This window comes from Methylophaga thalassica MP (genome assembly GCF_000214595.1).
GTDB lineage: Bacteria > Pseudomonadota > Gammaproteobacteria > Nitrosococcales > Methylophagaceae > Methylophaga > Methylophaga thalassica.
Genome location: NZ_AFIG01000001.1, coordinates 1,223,358 through 1,243,373, shown reverse-complemented (window position 1 = coordinate 1,243,373; position 20,016 = coordinate 1,223,358). Strand labels below are relative to the sequence as shown.

Here is a 20,016-nt window from a genome sequence, read left to right as displayed (position 1 = left end):
CCTCTATGTCAGAACAAAATAACGACAATAAAAGCTTTGGCGCCTTTTTTGTTGATAGGCCCATCTTTGCGGTGTCTTTGTCCGTCGCCATTTTAATTATGGGTATCGTAGCGATGCTGCGTTTACCGATCTCGCTATTTCCGGAAGTGGTGCCACCCACAGTTACTGTTACCGCTACTTATCCGGGAGCTAGTGCTGAAACGATTGCTAAAACCGTCTCCACACCTATTGAACAAGAGGTCAATGGCGTAGACGGTATGCTCTACATGTATTCACAAGCAACAAATGATGGACGGATGAATCTGACCGTCACTTTCGAAATTGGTACCGACATTGATATGGCGCAAGTATTGGTGCAAAACCGGGTTGCCTTAGCAGAGCCGCGTTTACCTGAAGAAGTACGCAGAACAGGGATATCTGTACGTAAGAATTCGCCTGATTTTCTTATGGCCGTCCACATGCGTTCACCCGATCAGAGCCGTGACCAATTATTTTTGTCTAATTACACACTTCAAAATATTCGTGACCGACTGATCCGTTTGCCTGGCGTAGGCTCAATTAATATGTTGGGTCAACGCGACTACACCATGCGTATCTGGCTCGATCCAGACCGCATGTCAAATCTGAACCTGACAGCAGGTGAGGTTGTTGATGCAATTCGTGAGCAAAACATTCAAGTAGCAGGTGGTCAGCTTGCTCAACCGCCCGTTGATACTGATCGTGCTTTTCAGCCGATTATTACATTACAAGGACGTTTAGAAGAAATTTCTCAGTTTGAAAATATCATCATTAAACGCGGCGATGATGCTCGAATCGTCAAGCTGAACGATGTTGCCAGAATTGAAATTGGCGCTCAGGAATACACCACAAATGCCTTCCTAAATGGCGATCCGATTGTGGTGATGTTGCTGACACAACAACCGGGTACCAACGCTATTGAAACCTCAGAGAAAGTCAAAGCCATGATGGCGGATCTTTCAAAAGATTTCCCCAGTGGCATGGAATATATCATCACCTATAACCCAACGGATTTCTTTGTGGTTAAAGCAATTGATAACTTAGTCCATACCATTTACGAAGCCTTAATCTTGGTTGTGTTGGTGGTGTTAGTGTTTTTACAAAAACCACGGGCGACCATTATTCCCGTTGTTGCTATTCCAGTCTCTTTAGTGGGCACCTTTTTGGCGCTGACGGTATTAGGTTACTCAATTAATCTATTAACGTTGTTTGGTATCGTTCTGGCTGTGGGGATCGTGGTCGACGATGCCATCATTGTGGTGGAAAACGTCGAAAGACGTATCCATGAGGGTATGTCGGCTAAACAGGCTTCAAGAGTCACCATGAAAGAGGTGTCTCTAGCCTTGATTGCCACTTCACTGGTACTGGTATCCGTCTTTATACCTACCATGCTTATTGAAGGTTTCTCCGGTCAATTTTATCGACAGTTCGGTGTTGCTGTAGCGGTGGCAACGCTTATTTCATTATTTAATTCACTGACATTAACACCCGCTTTATCGGGCATCTTATTAGCGACTAACCCAGATAAAAAACCAACAAAATCAGGTTTATTATCTAGAGCGATACATGGCTTTAATTCTGGCTTTGATCGGATGTCGGAAAGCTATGCCACATTGGCCAATAAGCTGATTTCTCTTCGTCCGTGGGTGATGCTGGTTTATGCCGGATTAATTGTGGCGGCTTTTTATGTGGCGGCCATCATTCCCAAAGGTTTTGTACCTGCTTCCGATCAAGGGTATTTAATCGTACCAGTGCAGTTGCCACCGGGTTCATCCCTGTCGCGTACTACTGAAGTCACACTGCGGGTAGCTGAAGAAGCTGTTAAGGTGCCGGGCATACAATATGCTCATACCTTCGCCGGTTTTGATGGGCCTACGGGCACCAATAAAAGCTCATCATCAACCGTCTTTGCACAGTTTTATCCTTATGAGGAGCGGCTTAAATCAGGTCGTGATCTGAATAGCATTATGACGGATCTTCAGGCTCGTCTTAACAAAATTGTTGATGCTCAAATTACGGTGATTCCACCTCCGACCGTAAGAGGTATTGGTTCAAGTGGTGGTTTCTCATTGCGTCTACAAGATTATGAAGACCAAGGCAGCGAAGCGCTGAATAATGCGAATAAAGCCCTGTTAAAAGCGATTAATTCCAGCCCTGATATGTTATTCGGTTTTTCACCATACAGTGCTGGTGCACCTGAATTTTTCTTTGACCTAGATAGAGATCAGGCGGAGATGCTGAATGTGCCTATATCTAATGTCTTTGAAACATTGGAAGTTTATCTTGGCAGTGTTTATGTCAATGATTTCAACCTGATGGGGAGAACATTTCAAGTTAGGGCACAAGCGGACAGTCGCTATCGATTAGATCCTGAACAAATTGCTAATCTTAAAACACGTTCAGCGGATGGTCAGATGGTATCGCTTGGCACATTGGGGACTGTTCGCCCACAAACAGCCCCCGACCGTGTACCGCGTTATAACTTGTTTAACACCGCGGAAATTATAGGTGCGGCAAAACCGGGTATCAGTTCAGCTGACAGCTTAAAACTGGTGCAGAAAATTGCGGATGATACCTTGCCTTCAGGCTTTGGCATTGAATGGACAGATCTATCATATCAACAGCAAATTGCTAAGGGCGGCGTCATGTTGTTTGTGTTGGGTGCCATCTTTGCCTTTTTGGTCCTGGCTTCACAGTATGAAAGCTGGTCTTTACCCATTGCCGTCATGTTGATTGTGCCAATGACACTTCTATCGGCTCTAGGCGGGCTGATGCTGGTTGGCATGGATGCCAATATCTTCTCGCAGATTGGCTTAGTGGTGTTGATAGGTTTGGCAGCCAAAAATGCCATCCTGATTGTTGAGTTTTCACGACAACACGAACTAGAGGGCAATACGGCGATAGAAGCGGCGGTGATGGCGGCGAAACAACGATTACGTCCTATTTTGATGACCTCATTTGCATTTATTTTAGGCGTTGTTCCACTAATGACGGCTACCGGTGCCGGTGCTGAACTGAGAAATGCACTAGGAACATCGGTCTTTTTTGGCATGCTCGGTGTCACTATTTTCAGTCTGATCTTTACCCCCGTGTTTTATGTGGTAATGCGTCAATTAGCCGATAAATTGAGCAAAAAGACACAGGCCGAAACTGCGTCTGTGGCTCAGGAATAGGGGGGAAATAAAATGCTAAAAAATATAAGCACCATGCTGTTAATTATCAGCATGACAGCATGCTCAGCAAGTTTCCGGGAAAATGATAAACCGCAAGTATCAGCAGATTTAGCCGCCAATGATCTGCTATCGATTACTGACGGAAATGATCGTCTGTCGAATGCAAAACCTATCGTCAGGTGGTGGCAACATTTCGATGATCCACTTTTAAGTGAGTTGGTTGAGCAAGCGCTACAAAATAATTTAGATATCAAGATTGGCTACGCTAATTTAATGGCAGCACGAGCGATAGCCACAGAAGTGGGCTATGACAGGTTGCCTTCTGCTGATCTGAATGCCGATTACACTCGTGAAAGGCGTAGTCAAGAGACGGCTACGCCGTCTTCTGGAAAACGTAGTAACAATAGTTATAGTCTTGGCTTTGATGCCAGTTGGGAACTGGATCTATTTGACCGTGTGAGTAACAGGATTAAAGCCAGTGATGCCGAAAGTGATGCGTTGCAAGAGGAGCTAAAAAGTCTGCAAGTGTCGATAGCGGCCGAAGTGGCAAAAACCTATATTGAATTACGTGGAGCACAATACAGAGTCAACATCGCTGAACGAAATGCTGATGTGCAACAAGATACGCTTGAGCTGACAAAAAATCTGACACGGGGTGGTATAGCAAGTCGCCTGGACATTGCACAAGCTGAAACACAGCTATCGTTGACACTGGCAGAAATTCCATTGCGTGAAGCAACAGCAACAGCAGCCATTAATCGTTTATCGGTATTAACAGGACAGAATCCTGAGCGCCTAAGCGAGCAACTCGCTAAGAGCAAGCCGATCCCCAGTTTGCCGATGGCTGTTAATATAGGAAATGCCGCTGAATTGCTTCGAGAACGCCCCGATATTATAGCTGCTGAGAAGCGACTGACAGCCGCCACAGCAAACTATAATTTGGCGGTAGCGGATCAGTTTCCAGCGGTAAATATTGTCGGTTCACTGGGGTTTATCGCGACGAATTTATCTACCTTCGGTAGCAGTTCCGCCATTGCCAGTGCCATTGGTCCCAGTTTAAGTTGGGGTGTTTTTGATACTGGTCGAATTCAAGCACGCATCAAACAAAATGATGCCAAGAGTCAGGCAGCATTGGCTAATTACCAGTTGATAGTGCTGAAGGCACTTGAAGAAACAAAAACCGCCATCAGTGATTTTGCCCGTGAAGAACAGCGTCGCGAACGCCTTCAAGATGCCGCACGGACCTCAACGCAGGCCGAGTCAATTGCCACACAGCGTTTTGAGCTAGGGGATACTGACTTCTTACCGGTATTGGACAGTCAACGAACACGACTCAATTCGGAAGATTCGCTTGCCGTCAGCGAAACACAGTCTGCAGTAAAGTTAATCAGTATTTATAAATCGCTTGGTAAAGGCTGGAGAATTGATAAATAGTCGTCATTAAATATGATGAATAACTATTTTGTCAGCTCTAAATCTATATAGGTGTTATGACTGAGTATATGGAATGATTCCAGAACATTTTTAACATTCAGTATTTATATTCGGGATTTAACACCTATAATTAATCACATTCTTATTCTGATAATGTACTAGGCAGCATAAATAGCATGCTTATGTTCTAGTCATAACTTACCTCAAACAGTAAGTTTGATCTTGTTTGGAGCAGTCAATGCAAATCGGTAGTTCAATTTACCTAGACTATCAGGCGACCACGCCGATAGAACCTCGCGTTGTTAGCGCGATGGCACCGTACAATAATGAGATTTTTGCTAATCCACATTCCACGGCCCATGTGCTTGGTCAGCAATCTGCGGCAGCGGTTGAGACTGCGCGTAGCACCATTGAAAAGTGCATTAATGCCTCAAGTGAAGAGGTTATTTTTACTTCGGGTGCGACGGAGTCGAACAATCAGGCGATTGCCAGTGTGATATTTGGCAATACTACTGAACGTCGTGACATTCTTATCAGTGAAATTGAACACAAATGTATTAAAAATGCCGCCTATTTTTATGCCGCAAAACTAGGTTACAAAGTCAAAGAAATTCCAGTCGATAATACCGGGCTGATTAATGTAGACGCTTATCAATCATTATTGTCTGATCAGACATTGCTGGTCTGCATTATGGCGGTCAATAATGAAATTGGCACCATTCAGGATGTCAAAACCTTTGCTGAAATGGCACACGCGGCAGGTGCGCTGTTTCATTGTGATGCGGCTCAAGCCCCGGAAGCGATGGATATTGACGTGAAAGACTGGAATGTCGATATGCTGAGTTTGTCTGCACATAAAGTGTATGGCCCAAAAGGTATTGGCGCGATATTTATCAAAAATGATCTGCAGGCAGAATTACCGCCATTTATTCAGGGAGGAGGGCAACAGTTTGGTATGCGTTCAGGCACCCTGGCCACGCCTCTCTGTGTTGGTTTTGCTGAAGCGATGCGTATCACAAAACAAGAAGCAAAAACTCACCGTGAACAATTAACGCATTTGAAACGTTTGTTTCTACAGCAACTGCAAGCGACGCATATTCCATTTAAATTGAATGGCACACAAACTCAGTGTCATCCCGGCAATATTAATGTGCAATTCATTGGTTGCGATGCGAATAAACTATTAGAAAAACTCCAGCCGAATGTCTGTGCCTCTACAGGCTCTGCCTGTAACAGTGAAATGGTCTTGCTTTCACATGTATTAAAAGCGATTGGTCTCACGGATGAAGAAGCAGGATCATCCTTACGCATCAGTCTGGGACGTTTTTCAGATGAACAACAAATAACAAAGGCCATCGACTATATAAAAGCGGCTATCGAAAAATAATTCCGATTTTTTATTGTGATAACCATTTGTTAACTTTGACCGGCGTAATCTAAAAATCCCAACCAATACAAGAGGGATTAATGATGAAAACAGCACTTTTTTCAGTATTAGCCGCGATGGCAATGAGCACAGTGACATTCGCTGAACCAGCATCAACTGACGATATGGCTAAACATGATAAAAAAGGATATTTCGCTCATATCGACACCAACGGTGATGGTGTTATTACAAAAGAGGAAGCCACAGCGGCAGCATTAAAACGCTTCGAAAAAATGGATACTAATGCTGATGGCAAGGTGACCAAGGAAGAAGCTGCAGCGGCCCATAAAAAACATAAGGGTGATAAACGCCCATCCTGCAAAGATAAGAAAGAAAGTTAATTTCTCTTATCACACCATATTTAGAAGGGAGTCAGTGACTCCCTTTTTTTATTGCTTATTTATTTTTCTCACAAAATCATACTTTTGGCTGATAGTCGCTACAACCCCATTTCATTATGATCGGCGTGTTATTTAATCGGCCAAACTTGGTGTGAATCAGGGACGGAAAGCCACAGGCCTTGTTGTTTAACAAGGTGGCTGGGTTGCACAAACGCAAGGAATCCGAGTGATGATAAATAAACAACGACAGTTTCTGTCGCTCTCTACTACGTTGCTGTGCAGCTCATTTTTACTGGCGCCGTCAGTTGTGCATGCTGTCACAGGACTCTATGGTACAAACACATCCCCAATCACCGTCAGCGATGGTTATATCGGATTAGATGGATATAAAAACGCGAGTAAAATAACTATTACAGCAGGTGGCCAGCTATTTAAATCGGGTGGTGGTAACGAATTTGCCAATATGACTTCTGGCATTGTAGTTAATAATGGCCTAATCGATAACCGGGGTGCGATAACCAATGAGCACTTAATCGAGAATAATGCCACCTTTGATAGTTATAGAGGCAATATTTGGAATAAAGCGTCTATCCAAAATGGCAGTAACTCCGTCTTTAAGTCTCATTCCCTTGAAAATTTTAGAGACGGTTATATCTCTACCAATGGTAGATGGGAAATGACCGGTGAGCATCGTAACAGAGGCAATATCTCCATTGGCCAAGATGGGGTGGTAACAAACAACGGTATATCGCTGCCTACGATGAATAATACCGGAAAGATTACAAACTCGGGTCTATACGAAAATACGGGATTGTTTTTTAATAACAATTATGGCCGAGTTGAAAACAGAGCCTCAGGCATATTTCAGAATAATAGATTTCTTCATAATAGATTGGGTTCATCTTTTAATAATGAAGGTATTTTTCAAAATGACTCTAGTGTAGAAAATGAGAGTCAATTCCTTAACAAAGGTCAACTAAACAATACCGCCAGTCATTCATTTACCACATTTTATAAATTCACGAATACTGGTTTGATTACAAATGATGGTAGTTTCGTAAATAGATCTGGCAATACTTACATTGGTAATGAGTATAAAAAGGGAAAGCTAGAGAATACTGGCACAATAAACAACAATGCCACGATGTCTAATGAGAAGGATGCCACGTTCAATAACAACGGTGTACTCAACAATAATAGTGGTGCACAATTTACCAACGCTTTCACCTTTAATAATCAAGGTGATGGCATCGTTAATAATCATGGTACGTTCAACAATCAGCAAACTGGCAGATTCGACAACGCTAATATGGCCAGTTTTGTTAACCATACAACAGCAAGTTTGAATAACAATGGCATACTCAGCAATCAGACCGGTGGCACTTTAACCAATCACGGCATTATCAGAAATAACGAAACCGGCACACTCAATAATGCGGGTAGCTTGATTAACTCAGATAGTGGTCAATTTGCTAATGCTGGCACTCTAAATAACAACAAAAACGGGCAAATCCTCAACAGCGGTGTGTTTGCCAATGGTGGTGTGCTGAACAATAAGAGCACATTTACCTCCACTTTATATTCCACTATGGCAAATTATGGCGATATCAATAATCACAGCCAATTTATTGATCAGGGTAAATTTGTTAATGGCGGCACAGTAAATAATTACAGTCAGTTTTTGATTGATGACTATGCAGACTTTACTAACGTTAATACCCTCATCAATACATCTGATGGCACCCTTAACCTGAAGGGCAAATTGCTCAATCAAAAATATTCACCCTCGAACATCACCAATGAAGGTGAGTTTAATATGAGCTATTACAGTCAGCTTGATAATGAAACCTTATTCACCAACAGTGCTTCGGGCACTTTAACGAACGATGGCACGCTGAATAACTCAGGTACCTTAGCGAATAATGGCACCTTGATTAATAACCGACAAATAAATAATACGGGTGCATTTTCAAGCAGTGGCCAGTTAACTAACTACAATTACATCAGTAATACTGGTTCGGCTGAGATGACACTGTCTAGCACTGGCACGATGATAAATCGGGGAATGCTGTCAAATGACGCTCGGCTGATAAATTATGGTGTCATCAATAATGCGATTAACGGCACAATCAATAACACGAAAGAGTTTTTTAACAATGGCACCTTGAATAGTGAAGGGGCAATTAACTCTTTCGGCCTTCAAAATACGGGGACTATTGCCAATGCCGGCACGCTGACAAGTTATTGGCTGCTGGATAATGAAAACACCATTACCAATACTGGCGTGATAAATAATAATGACACCAGTACGTTCAATAACTTCGCTAATGTGAAAAACCTGGCTGGAGGCAATATTGTCAATACTGGCGTGTTTGTAAATAGTGGCACCGTTGAGAATGCGGGCACACTGACTAATGCCTCTGTATTAAAAAATAAAGTAGGTGCAACGCTCAATAATACCGGCGTGCTCAATAATAACGATGAGTTCATCGTTGAGGGGGTATTGAGCAATAGCGGTCAGCTGACTAACTCAGCCTCAGGTGATCTCAATGTGGCTTCATCCGGCCAAATCAATAATAGCGGTCGATTCATTAGCGATAATAGACTCACCAATGCAGGTCGCATAACGAATAACGCGGGTGCGCTTTTTAATAATACCGGGGAGTTTTATAACAACAACACATTTGCTAATGCCGGTGAGTTCAATACTCTGGCCATGGAGAATAACGGTGTCATCACTAACACCGGTGAGTTTAATAATCACTGGCTTTTGTATAATAAAAATAGCCTCTCCAATGAAGGAAAACTGACCAATGCCTCCACTGGTTCGCTATCGAATACCTCAAAGATAAGCAATAAAAGTAGCGGTAACTTCACTAACTTTGGTGAGATCAACAACCAAGCAACGATTGAGAATGCCGGTGTCTTATCCAACCAAGGGACATTGAAAAATAACGGCATCATCACCAACTCTGGTCAATTTATTACGACGGATGGCCACATTGTGTCTGGCAGTGGTGAGTTTATTCAAACCGCTGGCAGCACCACAGTAAATGGCAGCATGACCCAAAAGAACGTCAACATTAATGGCGGTAACTTGAACGGTCACGGCGTGATTAATAGCAATGTGTTAGTGAACGGCACCAGCTATAGCGATTATGCCAGCCTGACCCCAGGTAACTCTATCGGTAAACTGACGGTGAATGGCAATTACACCCAAGGTACATTTGGTGTAATGAATATCGAGTTTGACGGTAATAGCGCGGATGTATTTGCTGTAAATGGTGTGGCGACATTGGCCGGTGTGTTGAGTTTTGACTTTATCGGTTCAGAACTTAAAGCCGGGATCTTTAATTTCATGACCTTCAGCAGCTTAGTCGGCAGTTTTGATAACATCATTCTGCCGCTGATGAGTGGCTTTGATTTTGATGTGATCTTCGGTGATACCTTTGCCAATCTGGTGATTACTGAAAGTGTCAGTGCGGTACCCGTACCGGCAGCCATTTTCTTGTTTGTACCAGCACTGATGGGATTCATTGGTATACGTCGTCGTATGAGCCAACGTTAAAGTCAATGTGAAACGCGAGGAAAAAGCCGTCGTTAATGACGGCTTTTTTTCATTTAAACTAGGCTGATTTTTCAATTTTATGAATAATGACCTATAAAAATAATAAAAGGCAGGCTCAGACGTGAAACTATTACTAGTTGATGACCATCAGTTATTTTTAGATGGCTTATCAGCCTTACTCAGCAAGGCTGATAACATCGATATCATTGATACTGTCAATAACGGCAAAGCGGCTTTTGATAAATTAAGTTCGGGACAATATGACGTGGCCTTAATTGATCTACGTTTGCCGATCATGGATGGCTTTCACTTGTTACAGTCTTTATCGGATTCATCATCTCTGGTGCCAATTATTATTGTTTCAGCTTCATCTGATCCGATAGATATTGATACTGCCTTTAACCTCGGTGCTATGAGTTTTATTCCTAAGTCGTCATCAGGAGAGACCATTCTTCAGACCATCGAGCAAGTGATGTTGGGTCAGAAAGTGTTTCCAGACAGTGACATGGACAAGCTAAAACCAAAAGCAGAACAGTGGGCGAGTCAGCACAATCTTACCCAGCGTCAGCTTGAAGTGTTAAGGCTGATGAGGCAGGGATTCTCAAATCAGGCGATTGCTGAACAGCTCTCGATAAGCATGCCAACCGTGAAATCACACGTTAGTGCCATTTTTCAAGCACTGGGTACACAAAGCCGTAGCGAAGCCGGTAAAAAAGCTCACCAACTTGGTTTGGATTAATGTTTCGATTTACTAACCAACAATCATCTACTGATCTGGGGCGATATCAACAAAAGATAGATATTGAAAAAATTCTGATTGCCCATCGTAATTGTCCCGCCACCCTTATCGGTAATGCACTTGGCGCGATACCCATGACGTTGGTGATGCAAAATACAGCCTATTCGCTCAGCGCTATTAGCTGGTTTAGTGTGCTGTATTTATTGATTATGGTGAGGTGGTGGCATTATAAAAGTTTAGATACGACCCACGCAGATACGGAAACGATATTTCATTACGGTAAGGTCCAAGTGCTATTGGCATGTCTGTCTGGTTGCGTATGGGGGAGTGCGGGTATCTTATTCTTTGATGCAGCACAAATTTCTAATATCGCCTTTGTCATTTTGACATTAGTTTGCATGCTGGCAGGCAGCTTGGCTTCGCTCTCGGCCAGACCCATAGCCTATGCCGCGTTTGCATTACCCGTCATGTTACCCCTCAGTTTGATTATGCTGTTTCAGGATGAGCGTTTTTATAACTGGATGGGATTTGGTGCTATTGTTTATTTGGCCGCCACATTTGCTTTTTGTCTGAACCTTTACAAAGTCATTATCCAGTCATTGAAATTACAATATGAGAATCTGGATCTTATTAAAGATTTACAAGAACAAAAAGAAGTCGCTGATAAAGCCAATCGTGATAAATCCCGTTTTTTAGCTTCCGCCAGTCATGATCTTCGTCAGCCTTTACACGCGGTTAATTTATTTACAGAGCTTCTCAGCCAGAAACTGACATCACCATCTCAACAACAAGATATAGGGAATATTCAACAGGGCCTTCAATCGCTAAATGAGCTATTGGACGTATTATTGGACATGTCTCGTTTAGATGCCGATATCGTTCATGCCAATAGAGTCAGCTTCGATATCAGTAGCTTGTTAGAAAAAATAGAGCCGCCGTTTCAGCATGATGCAAGCAGATACCAGCTCAGTCTTAATATTGAGAAAACGCCTTACACGGTATTTAGTGACCCACTGCTGCTGGAACGGGTCATCACCAATCTTCTGGTGAATGCCATACGTTATACAAAGCAGGGAGGAGTGGAAGTATTCATTTCTGAAAAAGATAAAACGCATATCCAGTTACATATTGCTGACACGGGCATTGGCATTCCTAAATCATCGCTTAATGATATTTTTGATGAGTTTGTTCAATTGCATAATCCAGAAAGAAATCGGCAAAAGGGCTTAGGTCTGGGCCTGGCGATAGTACGGAGAATTATGAACCTGCTTGAACACCCAATCCAGATACATTCGCAGGTTAACAAAGGTACGGAAGTTATTTTATGTCTGCCTTTGAGTAATGAACAAAATAATGCTGAAGGTTCAACAACACCTAAATTATCATCACGTCAAAACAAACTAGAAAATCTTAACGTCATGATTGTGGATAATGAGGTCAGTATTGTTGAGGCGATGACCGCGTTACTCAATAGCTGGGGATGTGATTGTCGTGCTTTTACATCGACGGCAACGGCGATTGAAGCCATTAAAGATGGTGAAAAACCCGATTTTCTGCTGGTCGATTACCGAATGCCTGGTGATTACAACGGTTGCGCCTTTGTTTCCTATATTGAATCTATTATAGGAAAAACATCCGCCATTATTATCACCGGCGATACCAGTGAGGCGGTGATTAATGAGATTAAACACCATGGCTTTTTACGACTACAGAAACCTATCAAACCGGTTCAGTTACGCTTATTAATGGAAAAGATACTCCAGCGTTAAAGCCATTTTTTGAGTATATCTAACAGGGTATCAGGCATAATCGGTTTCGTTATATAGTCAGACATGCCGGCGGCAAGACACTTTTCTCTCACACCTTCCATCACATCAGCGGTTAGAGCGATCACCGGAATAGATAGATTTAAATTACCGGCATGACCATCACGTAAGTGTTGTGTAGCAGTAAAACCATCCATAATCGGCATCATGCAATCCATAAATATCATGTCATATTGTTTGTCTCTGAGTCTCATCAGAGCTGCTTCGCCATTTTCTGCAATATCGACATTAATGCCATATTTTGCCAGCATACCACTTGCTACCATCTGATTAATGTCATCATCTTCAACCAATAGCACCTCAGCAGAAAATTGCGATTGGCTGTCACCAATTTGCTGAACAGTCGCATCTTGTTCAGTTTGCTGATTAAGTTGTTCGGTTAATAATCGGGTTGCATTAAACAGTTCAGAAGCCGATACCGGTTTGATGACTGTCTCATCTGACAATTCGGCTAATATTGAGCGACTAAAATCATCTGCTAATGATGACAGCAAGACAATTCGGATATTTTTTGCTTTTAGCTGCTTGAATTTTCTCTCATTGATTTGATTAAGCATCACGCTATCAACTAATAAAACCAAATCAGCGTCTTCTTCTCGCACTTTTGTTTCAATCACCAGTAAGTTTGATGTGACTTGTAATTCACTTCCCCATTTAGAAAATAAGCTTTGTAGATACAAACCCATCTTGTCATTATTGGTATAAGCAAAAAACAGTGTGTCTGGGGTGGAAAGTTTTCGAGCTGTAGGCCGCTGTTCCATTTTTACGTCAATGGTGAAATAGAAGGTTGTACCTTTACCAACGGTAGAGTCAACCTCAAGCTGCCCCCCCATCATTTTGACGAGTTCAGAACTAATGGCGAGACCAAGTCCAGTGCCGCCCGCTTTTCTGGTTAATGCTGAATCGACCTGACTAAAGCGTTCAAATAAGCTTGTTAATTCAGATTCAGAAATACCTATGCCCGTATCTGTCACCGCGAAATAAATACTGAGTTCATCCTCATTTATCGCTTTTATGGTGACAGTGAGCTCTACCGAGCCACTTTCAGTAAACTTGATTGCGTTAGACAGCAGGTTGAGTAATACCTGACGCAGACGAATTGAATCAGCAATGATCTGGACGTTTTCAATGGCATTAGCAGGGCATAATAATTGAAGCCCTTTGGTATGAGCATTCGGTTCAACCACTTTACCAACATCGGAAATCAGTTTTTCTAATCGAAAAGGGGTTTGTTCAATCGATAACTTGCCAGATTCGATTTTAGAATAATCAAGAATGTCATTGATAATTCTCATCAAAGACTCTGCGCTAGATTTTATATTTTGAGCAAATTGTTGTTGATTTTCGCTTAACTTTGTATCGTTGAGCAGATTAATCATGCCCAAAATACCATTCATTGGGGTTCTGATTTCATGACTCATATTGGCCAGAAAGGCACTTTTTGCATCAGCTGCTAAATTAGCCTGTTTAGCTGATAACTCTAGTTCAACCTCTCGCAAGCTCAATGTTTCTGCTAATTCCTTTGTTTCTTTCAGTAAGCGTTTAGTCTCGTCAGCACTTTGTTTAAACAAGTTAGCTGAGCGAGCGAGTGTCCCTATCTCATCCTGGCGATCTATTCCGGGAATAGCGGGTGTTTGGCGGCCATGGCTTATATCATCAAATGTAGAACTGATAGCAGAGATAGGAGCGGTAATAGCACGACTGACTCTGCCCGAAATCAGCAGAGCGATAACCATTAATAAAAAAGATCCAATAAAAGCGATGAGTTCATAAAGTCTAAGGTTCTGGTTAGTATTCTCATACAGTGCCATTTGTTTATTAATGGAATAGTCTTTTAACTGGACTGATAAGTTTTTTAATTCTGAGGCTTCTCCGGCAATGACAACATTGACCAGAAAAATAAAATTACGATCCGCCTGAATGGTTCGAAAGAAAGTGTTTTTAATTGTGTCGAGTTGTATAAGAAGGTTGCTAATTAACTTTTTCTCTTTTTCCACCGTCGTTTTAAGGTCAGCGTAAAGCGCCATATCGGTTCGTACGAGATTGAATTTCTCAATAAAGTTCAAACGGCGGCTGTTAGCGCGATTCTGAAAATACTGCATCATCTGATTTTGAGACATAGCGATAGATGAGTGTATTTCATACAGCGGAACAACTTCCGGTGTGTTTTTATGTCGTTTTATCATGGTGTCTAACATTTCATACACTTTATTAAAGCTCTGATCTAACTGTGTATGTAATTGTTTCAACACCATTCGTTCATCATTCAATTTAGCAGTTTGTTCAGATAGTTTTTGCAGGGATGCTAGAAATTTAGGGTAAATTTTTGCAGCTTCCTGACTGGATTCGGGTGACTTTGACAGTGCAAGAATGCTTGTTTTTAAACTTGTAAGAAGTAGTTGAATATCTTTTATCGAAGATTGACTATCAGTGATGCGAAACACCAGGATTTTTCGATTAAGTTCAATGATATCTGCTTCCACTTCAGACATCAGACGAGTTTGAGCTATTGACTTTGTGTAATCACTAAATAATTTTTCGACGTTGGTGAGTGAAAATAAATTCACAATAACAATAAACAACGAAATCAGTGTAAGACTGGCAAACCCGATAAAGACACGTTTACGTATCGATAGCTGACTCATCAGAGTGACTTTATGCCATTTATTCATGCCAGCAAAAACTCGTACCATTTTTGTAAAGAATAATCATAGTTTGGCATAACCGTATTCCAAATGGCGATATGACTAAGTCGTTTGGTGTAAGAACCACCGGTGCGCATATCACCTGCTTGCACTGAAATACGACCATCAGTGCCTTTAAGTGGTGCGGTAGTTTCTTTACCATCGTACCAGTAGCCCCATTCATTTTCACTTAACAACGGTCTGGAGCGTTCTGGGGTCGATATGTAATATCCCTGGCGGGCAATAAAAGCGCCAGCCCAACCACTCAGCCACCAATTCATATAGTCATAAGCGGCATCTTTTACATGCCCCTGACATTCGCTGGATAAACACATTACCCCATGCCAGGCACGATAACCTTCTCTGGGGGCAGCGTAGGTGACGGGAATACCTTGACCATTTAAAGCTGAAACCGCTGGGGAAAACATACTTTCCAGAGATACTCTTCCCTGACTCATATAATCAATAGACTGGGGAACAGAGTTCCAGAAACCCGCAAAATGATGGCGCTTTTTATAATCGATCAGTATAGAAAATAAGGTATTGAGCTCATCTTGACTCATGTCACTCATATCGTTGAATTGAATCAATCCTTTGCTCTGAGCGGCAAGCGCTAAATCAAAGATACCAATGGTCGGCGAGTTAACAACAGCAACCTTTCCCTGATATTGTTCATCCAGTAACCAGGACCAGCTTTCCGTTTCATAAGGAATACCTTTTTTTACTTTATTGGTGTTATAGCCAAATGAATCCACGTTATGTACATAGGGTAAAAAACTAATTTTGCCTGTAAAATCTGTTCCTAAACTGTCGTCGTCTTGCACATTCAAAATTTTATGTGGCGCATCACCAAGACCAATTTGTGCCTCTGGTGAAACCTTTCCTGTTTTAGCAAGTGCATTGATTTCATTCCAGTAATTCAATCTTTCAGTGTCGATGGGTTGAATAGCTGAGGCCTGCCAGAGTTGGCGTATGCTGTCTGTCCATTGTTCGTAGATGTCAAAGGAGCCGGGCTGCGTGGTTGCTTTTTGGATGAGCTCAGCTTCACCGCCCGGTTGAAACACAATATTGATACCTAAATCGGCCATTGCTTTCTGGCGAATTTCTTCTTGCAGTGTGACGTGTGTTCCCATTACTCGAAGGGTAGGAGTCGTTTTGGCAAAAACAAAAGGGGCCTTAGTGGATAGGGCTGACAAACCAGTGAGTAATGCAGATTTTTTTATAAAGGAGCGTCTGTCATCTGAGATGGTTTCATTTATCTGAGAAGACGGTGCAGTTCTGTTACTCATTTTGATATCCCTTATATATCGCTTATTAATAGCTGCCATATTTTTTATGGTATCGACATCAGTCTTGCTTAATTGAGCAATTAAACATTTTTTATCAACAATCGTATACCAAATAACAAAAAATTAAGCCAAAGACTTGATCAGGATGTAATAGCAGTAGAAACTGAGCGCTACAGCCATATTTATGGATAAAAAAATGCAAGTATTAGTCGTGGATGATAATGAAATTGACTGTCTTACCACGGGCAGTTTTGTAGAAAAAGCGAATATGAATCTACTTGTAGCGAATGATCCATATAGTGCACTAGAGATAATTGCTAACCAAGAAATAACGCCAGAAATTATTGTCGTTGACTGGATTATGCCCAAAATGAATGGGCTCGAACTCTGTCAAAAAATCAGAGAGCTTAAATTCACTATTACACCTTATATCATCATGGTCACCTCAAATTCACTGGGAGAGAACGAGCAAAATGCACTTGATGTAGGTGCGGATGACTTTATCGAAAAACCCATTCATGGTGCCATTTTTATCTCTCGTCTACGCGTCGGCGCTCGCATTATTAATCTGCAAAAAAAGTTGTTATCACTGGCGCATACTGATGAACTGACCGGATTGTTGAATAGACGTGCTGCTATTGATGCCTGTAAAACCCATCTATCCCGACTGGCACGCACTGAAGTACCGCTTAGCCATTGTCTTATTATTTCTGATATTGATTTTTTTAAAAAAATTAATGATACATACGGTCATGAGATGGGAGATCGGGTCTTAGTCGATGTGTCTAAACGTTTGCGAAACAGTCTCCGACCTTTTGAAACGGTCGCTCGATTTGGAGGGGAAGAATTTTTACTCTACTGTGAAGCAAATGAAAAAGAAATAAAACTGATTCTGGAAAGAATGCGAAAGGCCATCTGTACAGATCCCTATACTCTTAACGATGTATCACTGAATCTAACTATGAGTTTCGGTTGCGTTGTAATTAAGCAGAATGATACTCATCACGATATCAATGAATTTATTAAGACAGCTGATAGTTTGTTATACGAAGTAAAAAATGCGGGTAGAGATAATTTTAAAGTTGCTACTTTTGCATCAATGAAAAATGACTAAATATGAGTGAGTAAAGCCTGACTAAATCTGTTGATAAGAGCTCGTTATATAACGAGAAAAAGGTACAACATGGACACCGATAGAAAAATTTTAATCGTTGATGATGATCCGATCATAATTGTGGAATTATCCTCGACTCTTAAGGATTTAGGAGATATTTATGTTGCCACCTCAGGCGAGAGTGCAATAGCCACAGCAAAAGATATTGTCCCGGATATTATTCTCCTAGATATTGGCTTGCCTGATATAGACGGTTTCAATGTTTTAACGGAGATTAGTAACAATGAACGCTTGAGACATATTAATGTGATTATCGTCACGGCCCATGGTGAGTTTGATAATCATCTCAAATCATTGTCCATTGGTGCCGTGGACTTCATCAGTAAACCAGTCAATAGACAGCTGCTGGAGAAGAAGATTTGTTCTATCCTCATCAATCGAACCCATATCACCAATACCGTTAAAATCAAGTCACAGACACAATTAGAACAACTCAATAATCAATTTATGAACCTGTTAAGTATGCTGACTGAGGCCGTCATCATTACAGATACACAGGGACAGATAAAGCTGGCAAATGACTACAGCAAATCCTTATTCGGTTATAAAGAATTAAGTGATAAAAACATCAATCTTATTATTCCCGCAGAGCAGCTTACACATCAGAATAGGGTGGATGAATTAACGGATCAAAAAGACTTCACACCCATTTTCAGACATATGGACTTGATAAAACACAATGGTCAAGTGATCGATGTTGAAGTAGGTATTTCATTACATAAAAATGAGATGGGCTATCTTTTTCTTTATGTGATACGCGATAGATTTGAAAAGAAATTAACACAAGCACGTTTATTGAAAGCGGCCCTTTATGATCCGTTAACCGGGGCCTACTCGAGAGAGGCACTCGAAGTAGACTTAGACAAAACTTATGGCAAAAAAAGCAATAAGGCGTGTTATGTAGGTTGTTTGCTTGATGTGGACAGGTTCAACGAACTCAATGCTGTCTATGGTCATAGTCACTGTAATAAGCTGCTGAGGGATATTACCAATGAGCTTAGGAAATTATTAGAAAAATTGCCATTGAGACTATACCGGGTCGGTGGTGACTTGTTTATTATAAAATCCATCCAGCCTATAGAAAAAGTCAATTATGCAGCGACGAAAGAGGCTATCCAGCATGCCTTTTCAATGTTGTTAAAGAATGTCAGTCAACAACTTGAGCATAAACTTTCAATCAGCGGCGTGATGTCTTTCTTCAGCACTGATATTTTAAAAAGTGGTGCAATGCTGCCTATGCTTGAAGATGCAATTAAAAGCTGTAAATTGAAAGGCAACTCAGGTGAGTTAATATTTGTAGAAAACACCAATTATAGTCGTACGATAAAAGTGGCAGAACTGGCTCAGTCCATGTTGTCCGGACTAAATTACGATACATTGAGTGTTGTATTTCAGCCTAAAGTTAACGCCGCAAACGAAGTAGATTCAGCCGAAGCATTACTACGCTGGCATAGCACCAATCCATCGCCGTTGAATCTCTTAGACTTTATCGGTGTCGCTGAAAGTACCGGTGTTATTATAAATATCGGTTACTTTGTGCTTGATCAGGTCTGTGACATGCTCAATGCCATTCGACAAAGCCAACCCAACTTTGATAAAAAAATATCCGTCAATTTAAGTATTCGCCAACTTGCGGATCCAACTCTGGTCGATACGTTTAACGCAATATGTCAGCGCCATGCTGTTCCATGCAAACAAATTATTTTTGAAATTACCGAATCCGTAATGGCTGAAAACATCAAAGTCTTAACTACCGTGATTCATGACTTAAAAACAGCAGGCTTTGGCATTGCTATTGATGACTTTGGTACCGGACAATCCAATCTTAGCTATATCAGTCAATTACATCTTGATGAGTTAAAAATTGATAAATCCTTTATTGATCAAATCACTAGTGAAGACGGTCAATACCCCATTGTTGATACCGTGATTAATATGGCGAAGGCAATGAAATTAACGGTAGTCGCTGAGGGAGTTGAAAGTCTGTCTCAAGCTAACTATTTACGAGCCAAGTCCTGTGATTTGATACAGGGATATTATTTCTACAAACCCATGCCACGTGATGAGTGGTTGAAATTAGTGACAGATGGCAGCTGAAGCCTCTGATTCTCTTTTATGCCCGTTATGTGGTGGCCCTAATGCATGTGGCAATATATCAGCGGCTGACAATCCGGCTGATTGTTGGTGCCATCAGCCGGACAGGGTATTTAGCCAGAATCTGTTAGATAGTGTGCCCGCTAAGTACAGAGGTAAAGCCTGCATTTGTCAGCAGTGTGTTGCAAAGCAAGCAGTAGAACCATACAGCGCCTGAAACTATCCATTCAGATTACTTAAATAAAATAAA

Annotated in this window: 12 protein-coding genes and 1 riboswitch; of the genes, 10 read left to right on the top strand and 2 right to left on the bottom strand. The window is 41.5% G+C overall.

What is annotated here, in order from left to right; genetic code table 11:
- Window positions 1-5: 5 nt before the first annotated feature.
- The 7 genes from MAMP_RS05900 to MAMP_RS05870 all read left to right on the top strand — a co-directional run bounded on the left by MAMP_RS05900 (window position 6) and on the right by MAMP_RS05870 (window position 12,468).
- Complete coding sequence (locus MAMP_RS05900; RefSeq protein ID WP_007145091.1) at window positions 6-3,191, top strand: efflux RND transporter permease subunit; 3,186 nt, start codon at window positions 6-8, stop codon at window positions 3,189-3,191.
- Between the two features lie 12 nt (window positions 3,192-3,203).
- Window positions 3,204-4,625, top strand: coding sequence for an efflux transporter outer membrane subunit (locus MAMP_RS05895; RefSeq protein WP_007145090.1), 1,422 nt, complete (start codon window positions 3,204-3,206; stop codon window positions 4,623-4,625).
- A 238-nt stretch (window positions 4,626-4,863) separates the two neighbouring features.
- On the top strand, window positions 4,864-6,012 hold the full coding sequence (locus MAMP_RS05890; protein ID WP_007145089.1) for a cysteine desulfurase family protein: 1,149 nt from the start codon (window positions 4,864-4,866) through the stop codon (window positions 6,010-6,012).
- An 83-nt stretch (window positions 6,013-6,095) separates the two neighbouring features.
- Window positions 6,096-6,392: an EF-hand domain-containing protein gene (locus MAMP_RS05885; RefSeq protein WP_007145088.1), complete on the top strand. Its 297-nt coding sequence runs from the start codon at window positions 6,096-6,098 to the stop codon at window positions 6,390-6,392.
- A gap of 129 nt (window positions 6,393-6,521) precedes the next feature.
- Window positions 6,522-6,603: riboswitch (cyclic di-GMP riboswitch) on the top strand.
- Window positions 6,604-6,621: 18 nt separating this feature from the next.
- Window positions 6,622-9,960: a beta strand repeat-containing protein gene (locus MAMP_RS16040; protein WP_007145087.1), complete on the top strand. Its 3,339-nt coding sequence runs from the start codon at window positions 6,622-6,624 to the stop codon at window positions 9,958-9,960.
- A gap of 121 nt (window positions 9,961-10,081) precedes the next feature.
- Entirely contained in the window at window positions 10,082-10,699 is a 618-nt protein-coding gene (locus MAMP_RS05875; RefSeq protein WP_007145086.1) for a response regulator transcription factor, read from the top strand.
- Between the two features lie 467 nt (window positions 10,700-11,166).
- On the top strand, window positions 11,167-12,468 hold the full coding sequence (locus MAMP_RS05870; RefSeq protein ID WP_406564513.1) for an ATP-binding response regulator: 1,302 nt from the start codon (window positions 11,167-11,169) through the stop codon (window positions 12,466-12,468).
- Here MAMP_RS05870 and MAMP_RS05865 read toward each other — a convergent pair.
- Together MAMP_RS05865 and MAMP_RS05860 are read right to left on the bottom strand one after the other, a co-directional pair.
- Window positions 12,465-15,197 (bottom strand): ATP-binding protein, encoded by a 2,733-nt coding sequence (locus tag MAMP_RS05865; protein WP_007145084.1) that lies wholly within the window; start codon window positions 15,195-15,197, stop codon window positions 12,465-12,467. The two genes, MAMP_RS05870 and MAMP_RS05865, sit on opposite strands and share 4 nt — an antisense overlap.
- A complete protein-coding gene (locus tag MAMP_RS05860; RefSeq protein WP_007145083.1) occupies window positions 15,194-16,498 on the bottom strand; it encodes an ABC transporter substrate-binding protein in 1,305 nt (434 codons plus the stop codon). Before MAMP_RS05860 ends, MAMP_RS05865 begins: the two co-directional genes overlap by 4 nt.
- 196 nt (window positions 16,499-16,694) lie before the next feature.
- Between MAMP_RS05860 and MAMP_RS05855 the strand changes: the two genes are divergently transcribed.
- The 3 genes from MAMP_RS05855 to MAMP_RS16605 all read left to right on the top strand — a co-directional run bounded on the left by MAMP_RS05855 (window position 16,695) and on the right by MAMP_RS16605 (window position 19,983).
- Complete coding sequence (locus MAMP_RS05855) at window positions 16,695-17,612, top strand: GGDEF domain-containing response regulator (RefSeq protein ID WP_007145082.1); 918 nt, start codon at window positions 16,695-16,697, stop codon at window positions 17,610-17,612.
- Between the two features lie 69 nt (window positions 17,613-17,681).
- Window positions 17,682-19,769, top strand: a complete 2,088-nt coding sequence (locus MAMP_RS05850; RefSeq protein WP_007145081.1) for a two-component system response regulator — start codon at window positions 17,682-17,684, stop codon at window positions 19,767-19,769.
- Window positions 19,759-19,983 (top strand): cysteine-rich CWC family protein, encoded by a 225-nt coding sequence (locus MAMP_RS16605; protein ID WP_007145080.1) that lies wholly within the window; start codon window positions 19,759-19,761, stop codon window positions 19,981-19,983. The genes MAMP_RS05850 and MAMP_RS16605 overlap by 11 nt, the downstream gene beginning before the upstream one ends.
- The last annotated feature ends 33 nt before the right edge of the window (window positions 19,984-20,016 follow it).

Excerpts from the sequence above, each read along its gene's own strand:
- MAMP_RS16040 (WP_007145087.1), top strand. The coding sequence starts at position 6,622 with ATGATAAATAAACAACGACAGTTTCTGTCGCTCTCTACTACGTTGCTG.
- MAMP_RS05890 (WP_007145089.1), top strand. The coding sequence starts at position 4,864 with ATGCAAATCGGTAGTTCAATTTACCTAGACTATCAGGCGACCACGCCG.
- MAMP_RS05850 (WP_007145081.1), top strand. The coding sequence starts at position 17,682 with ATGGACACCGATAGAAAAATTTTAATCGTTGATGATGATCCGATCATA.
- MAMP_RS05895 (WP_007145090.1), top strand. The coding sequence starts at position 3,204 with ATGCTAAAAAATATAAGCACCATGCTGTTAATTATCAGCATGACAGCA.
- MAMP_RS05900 (WP_007145091.1), top strand. The coding sequence starts at position 6 with ATGTCAGAACAAAATAACGACAATAAAAGCTTTGGCGCCTTTTTTGTT.
- MAMP_RS05885 (WP_007145088.1), top strand. The coding sequence starts at position 6,096 with ATGAAAACAGCACTTTTTTCAGTATTAGCCGCGATGGCAATGAGCACA.
- MAMP_RS16605 (WP_007145080.1), top strand. The coding sequence starts at position 19,759 with ATGGCAGCTGAAGCCTCTGATTCTCTTTTATGCCCGTTATGTGGTGGC.
- MAMP_RS05865 (WP_007145084.1), bottom strand. The coding sequence starts at position 15,197 with ATGAATAAATGGCATAAAGTCACTCTGATGAGTCAGCTATCGATACGT.
- MAMP_RS05855 (WP_007145082.1), top strand. The coding sequence starts at position 16,695 with ATGCAAGTATTAGTCGTGGATGATAATGAAATTGACTGTCTTACCACG.
- MAMP_RS05860 (WP_007145083.1), bottom strand. The coding sequence starts at position 16,498 with ATGAGTAACAGAACTGCACCGTCTTCTCAGATAAATGAAACCATCTCA.
- MAMP_RS05870 (WP_406564513.1), top strand. The coding sequence starts at position 11,167 with ATGTTACCCCTCAGTTTGATTATGCTGTTTCAGGATGAGCGTTTTTAT.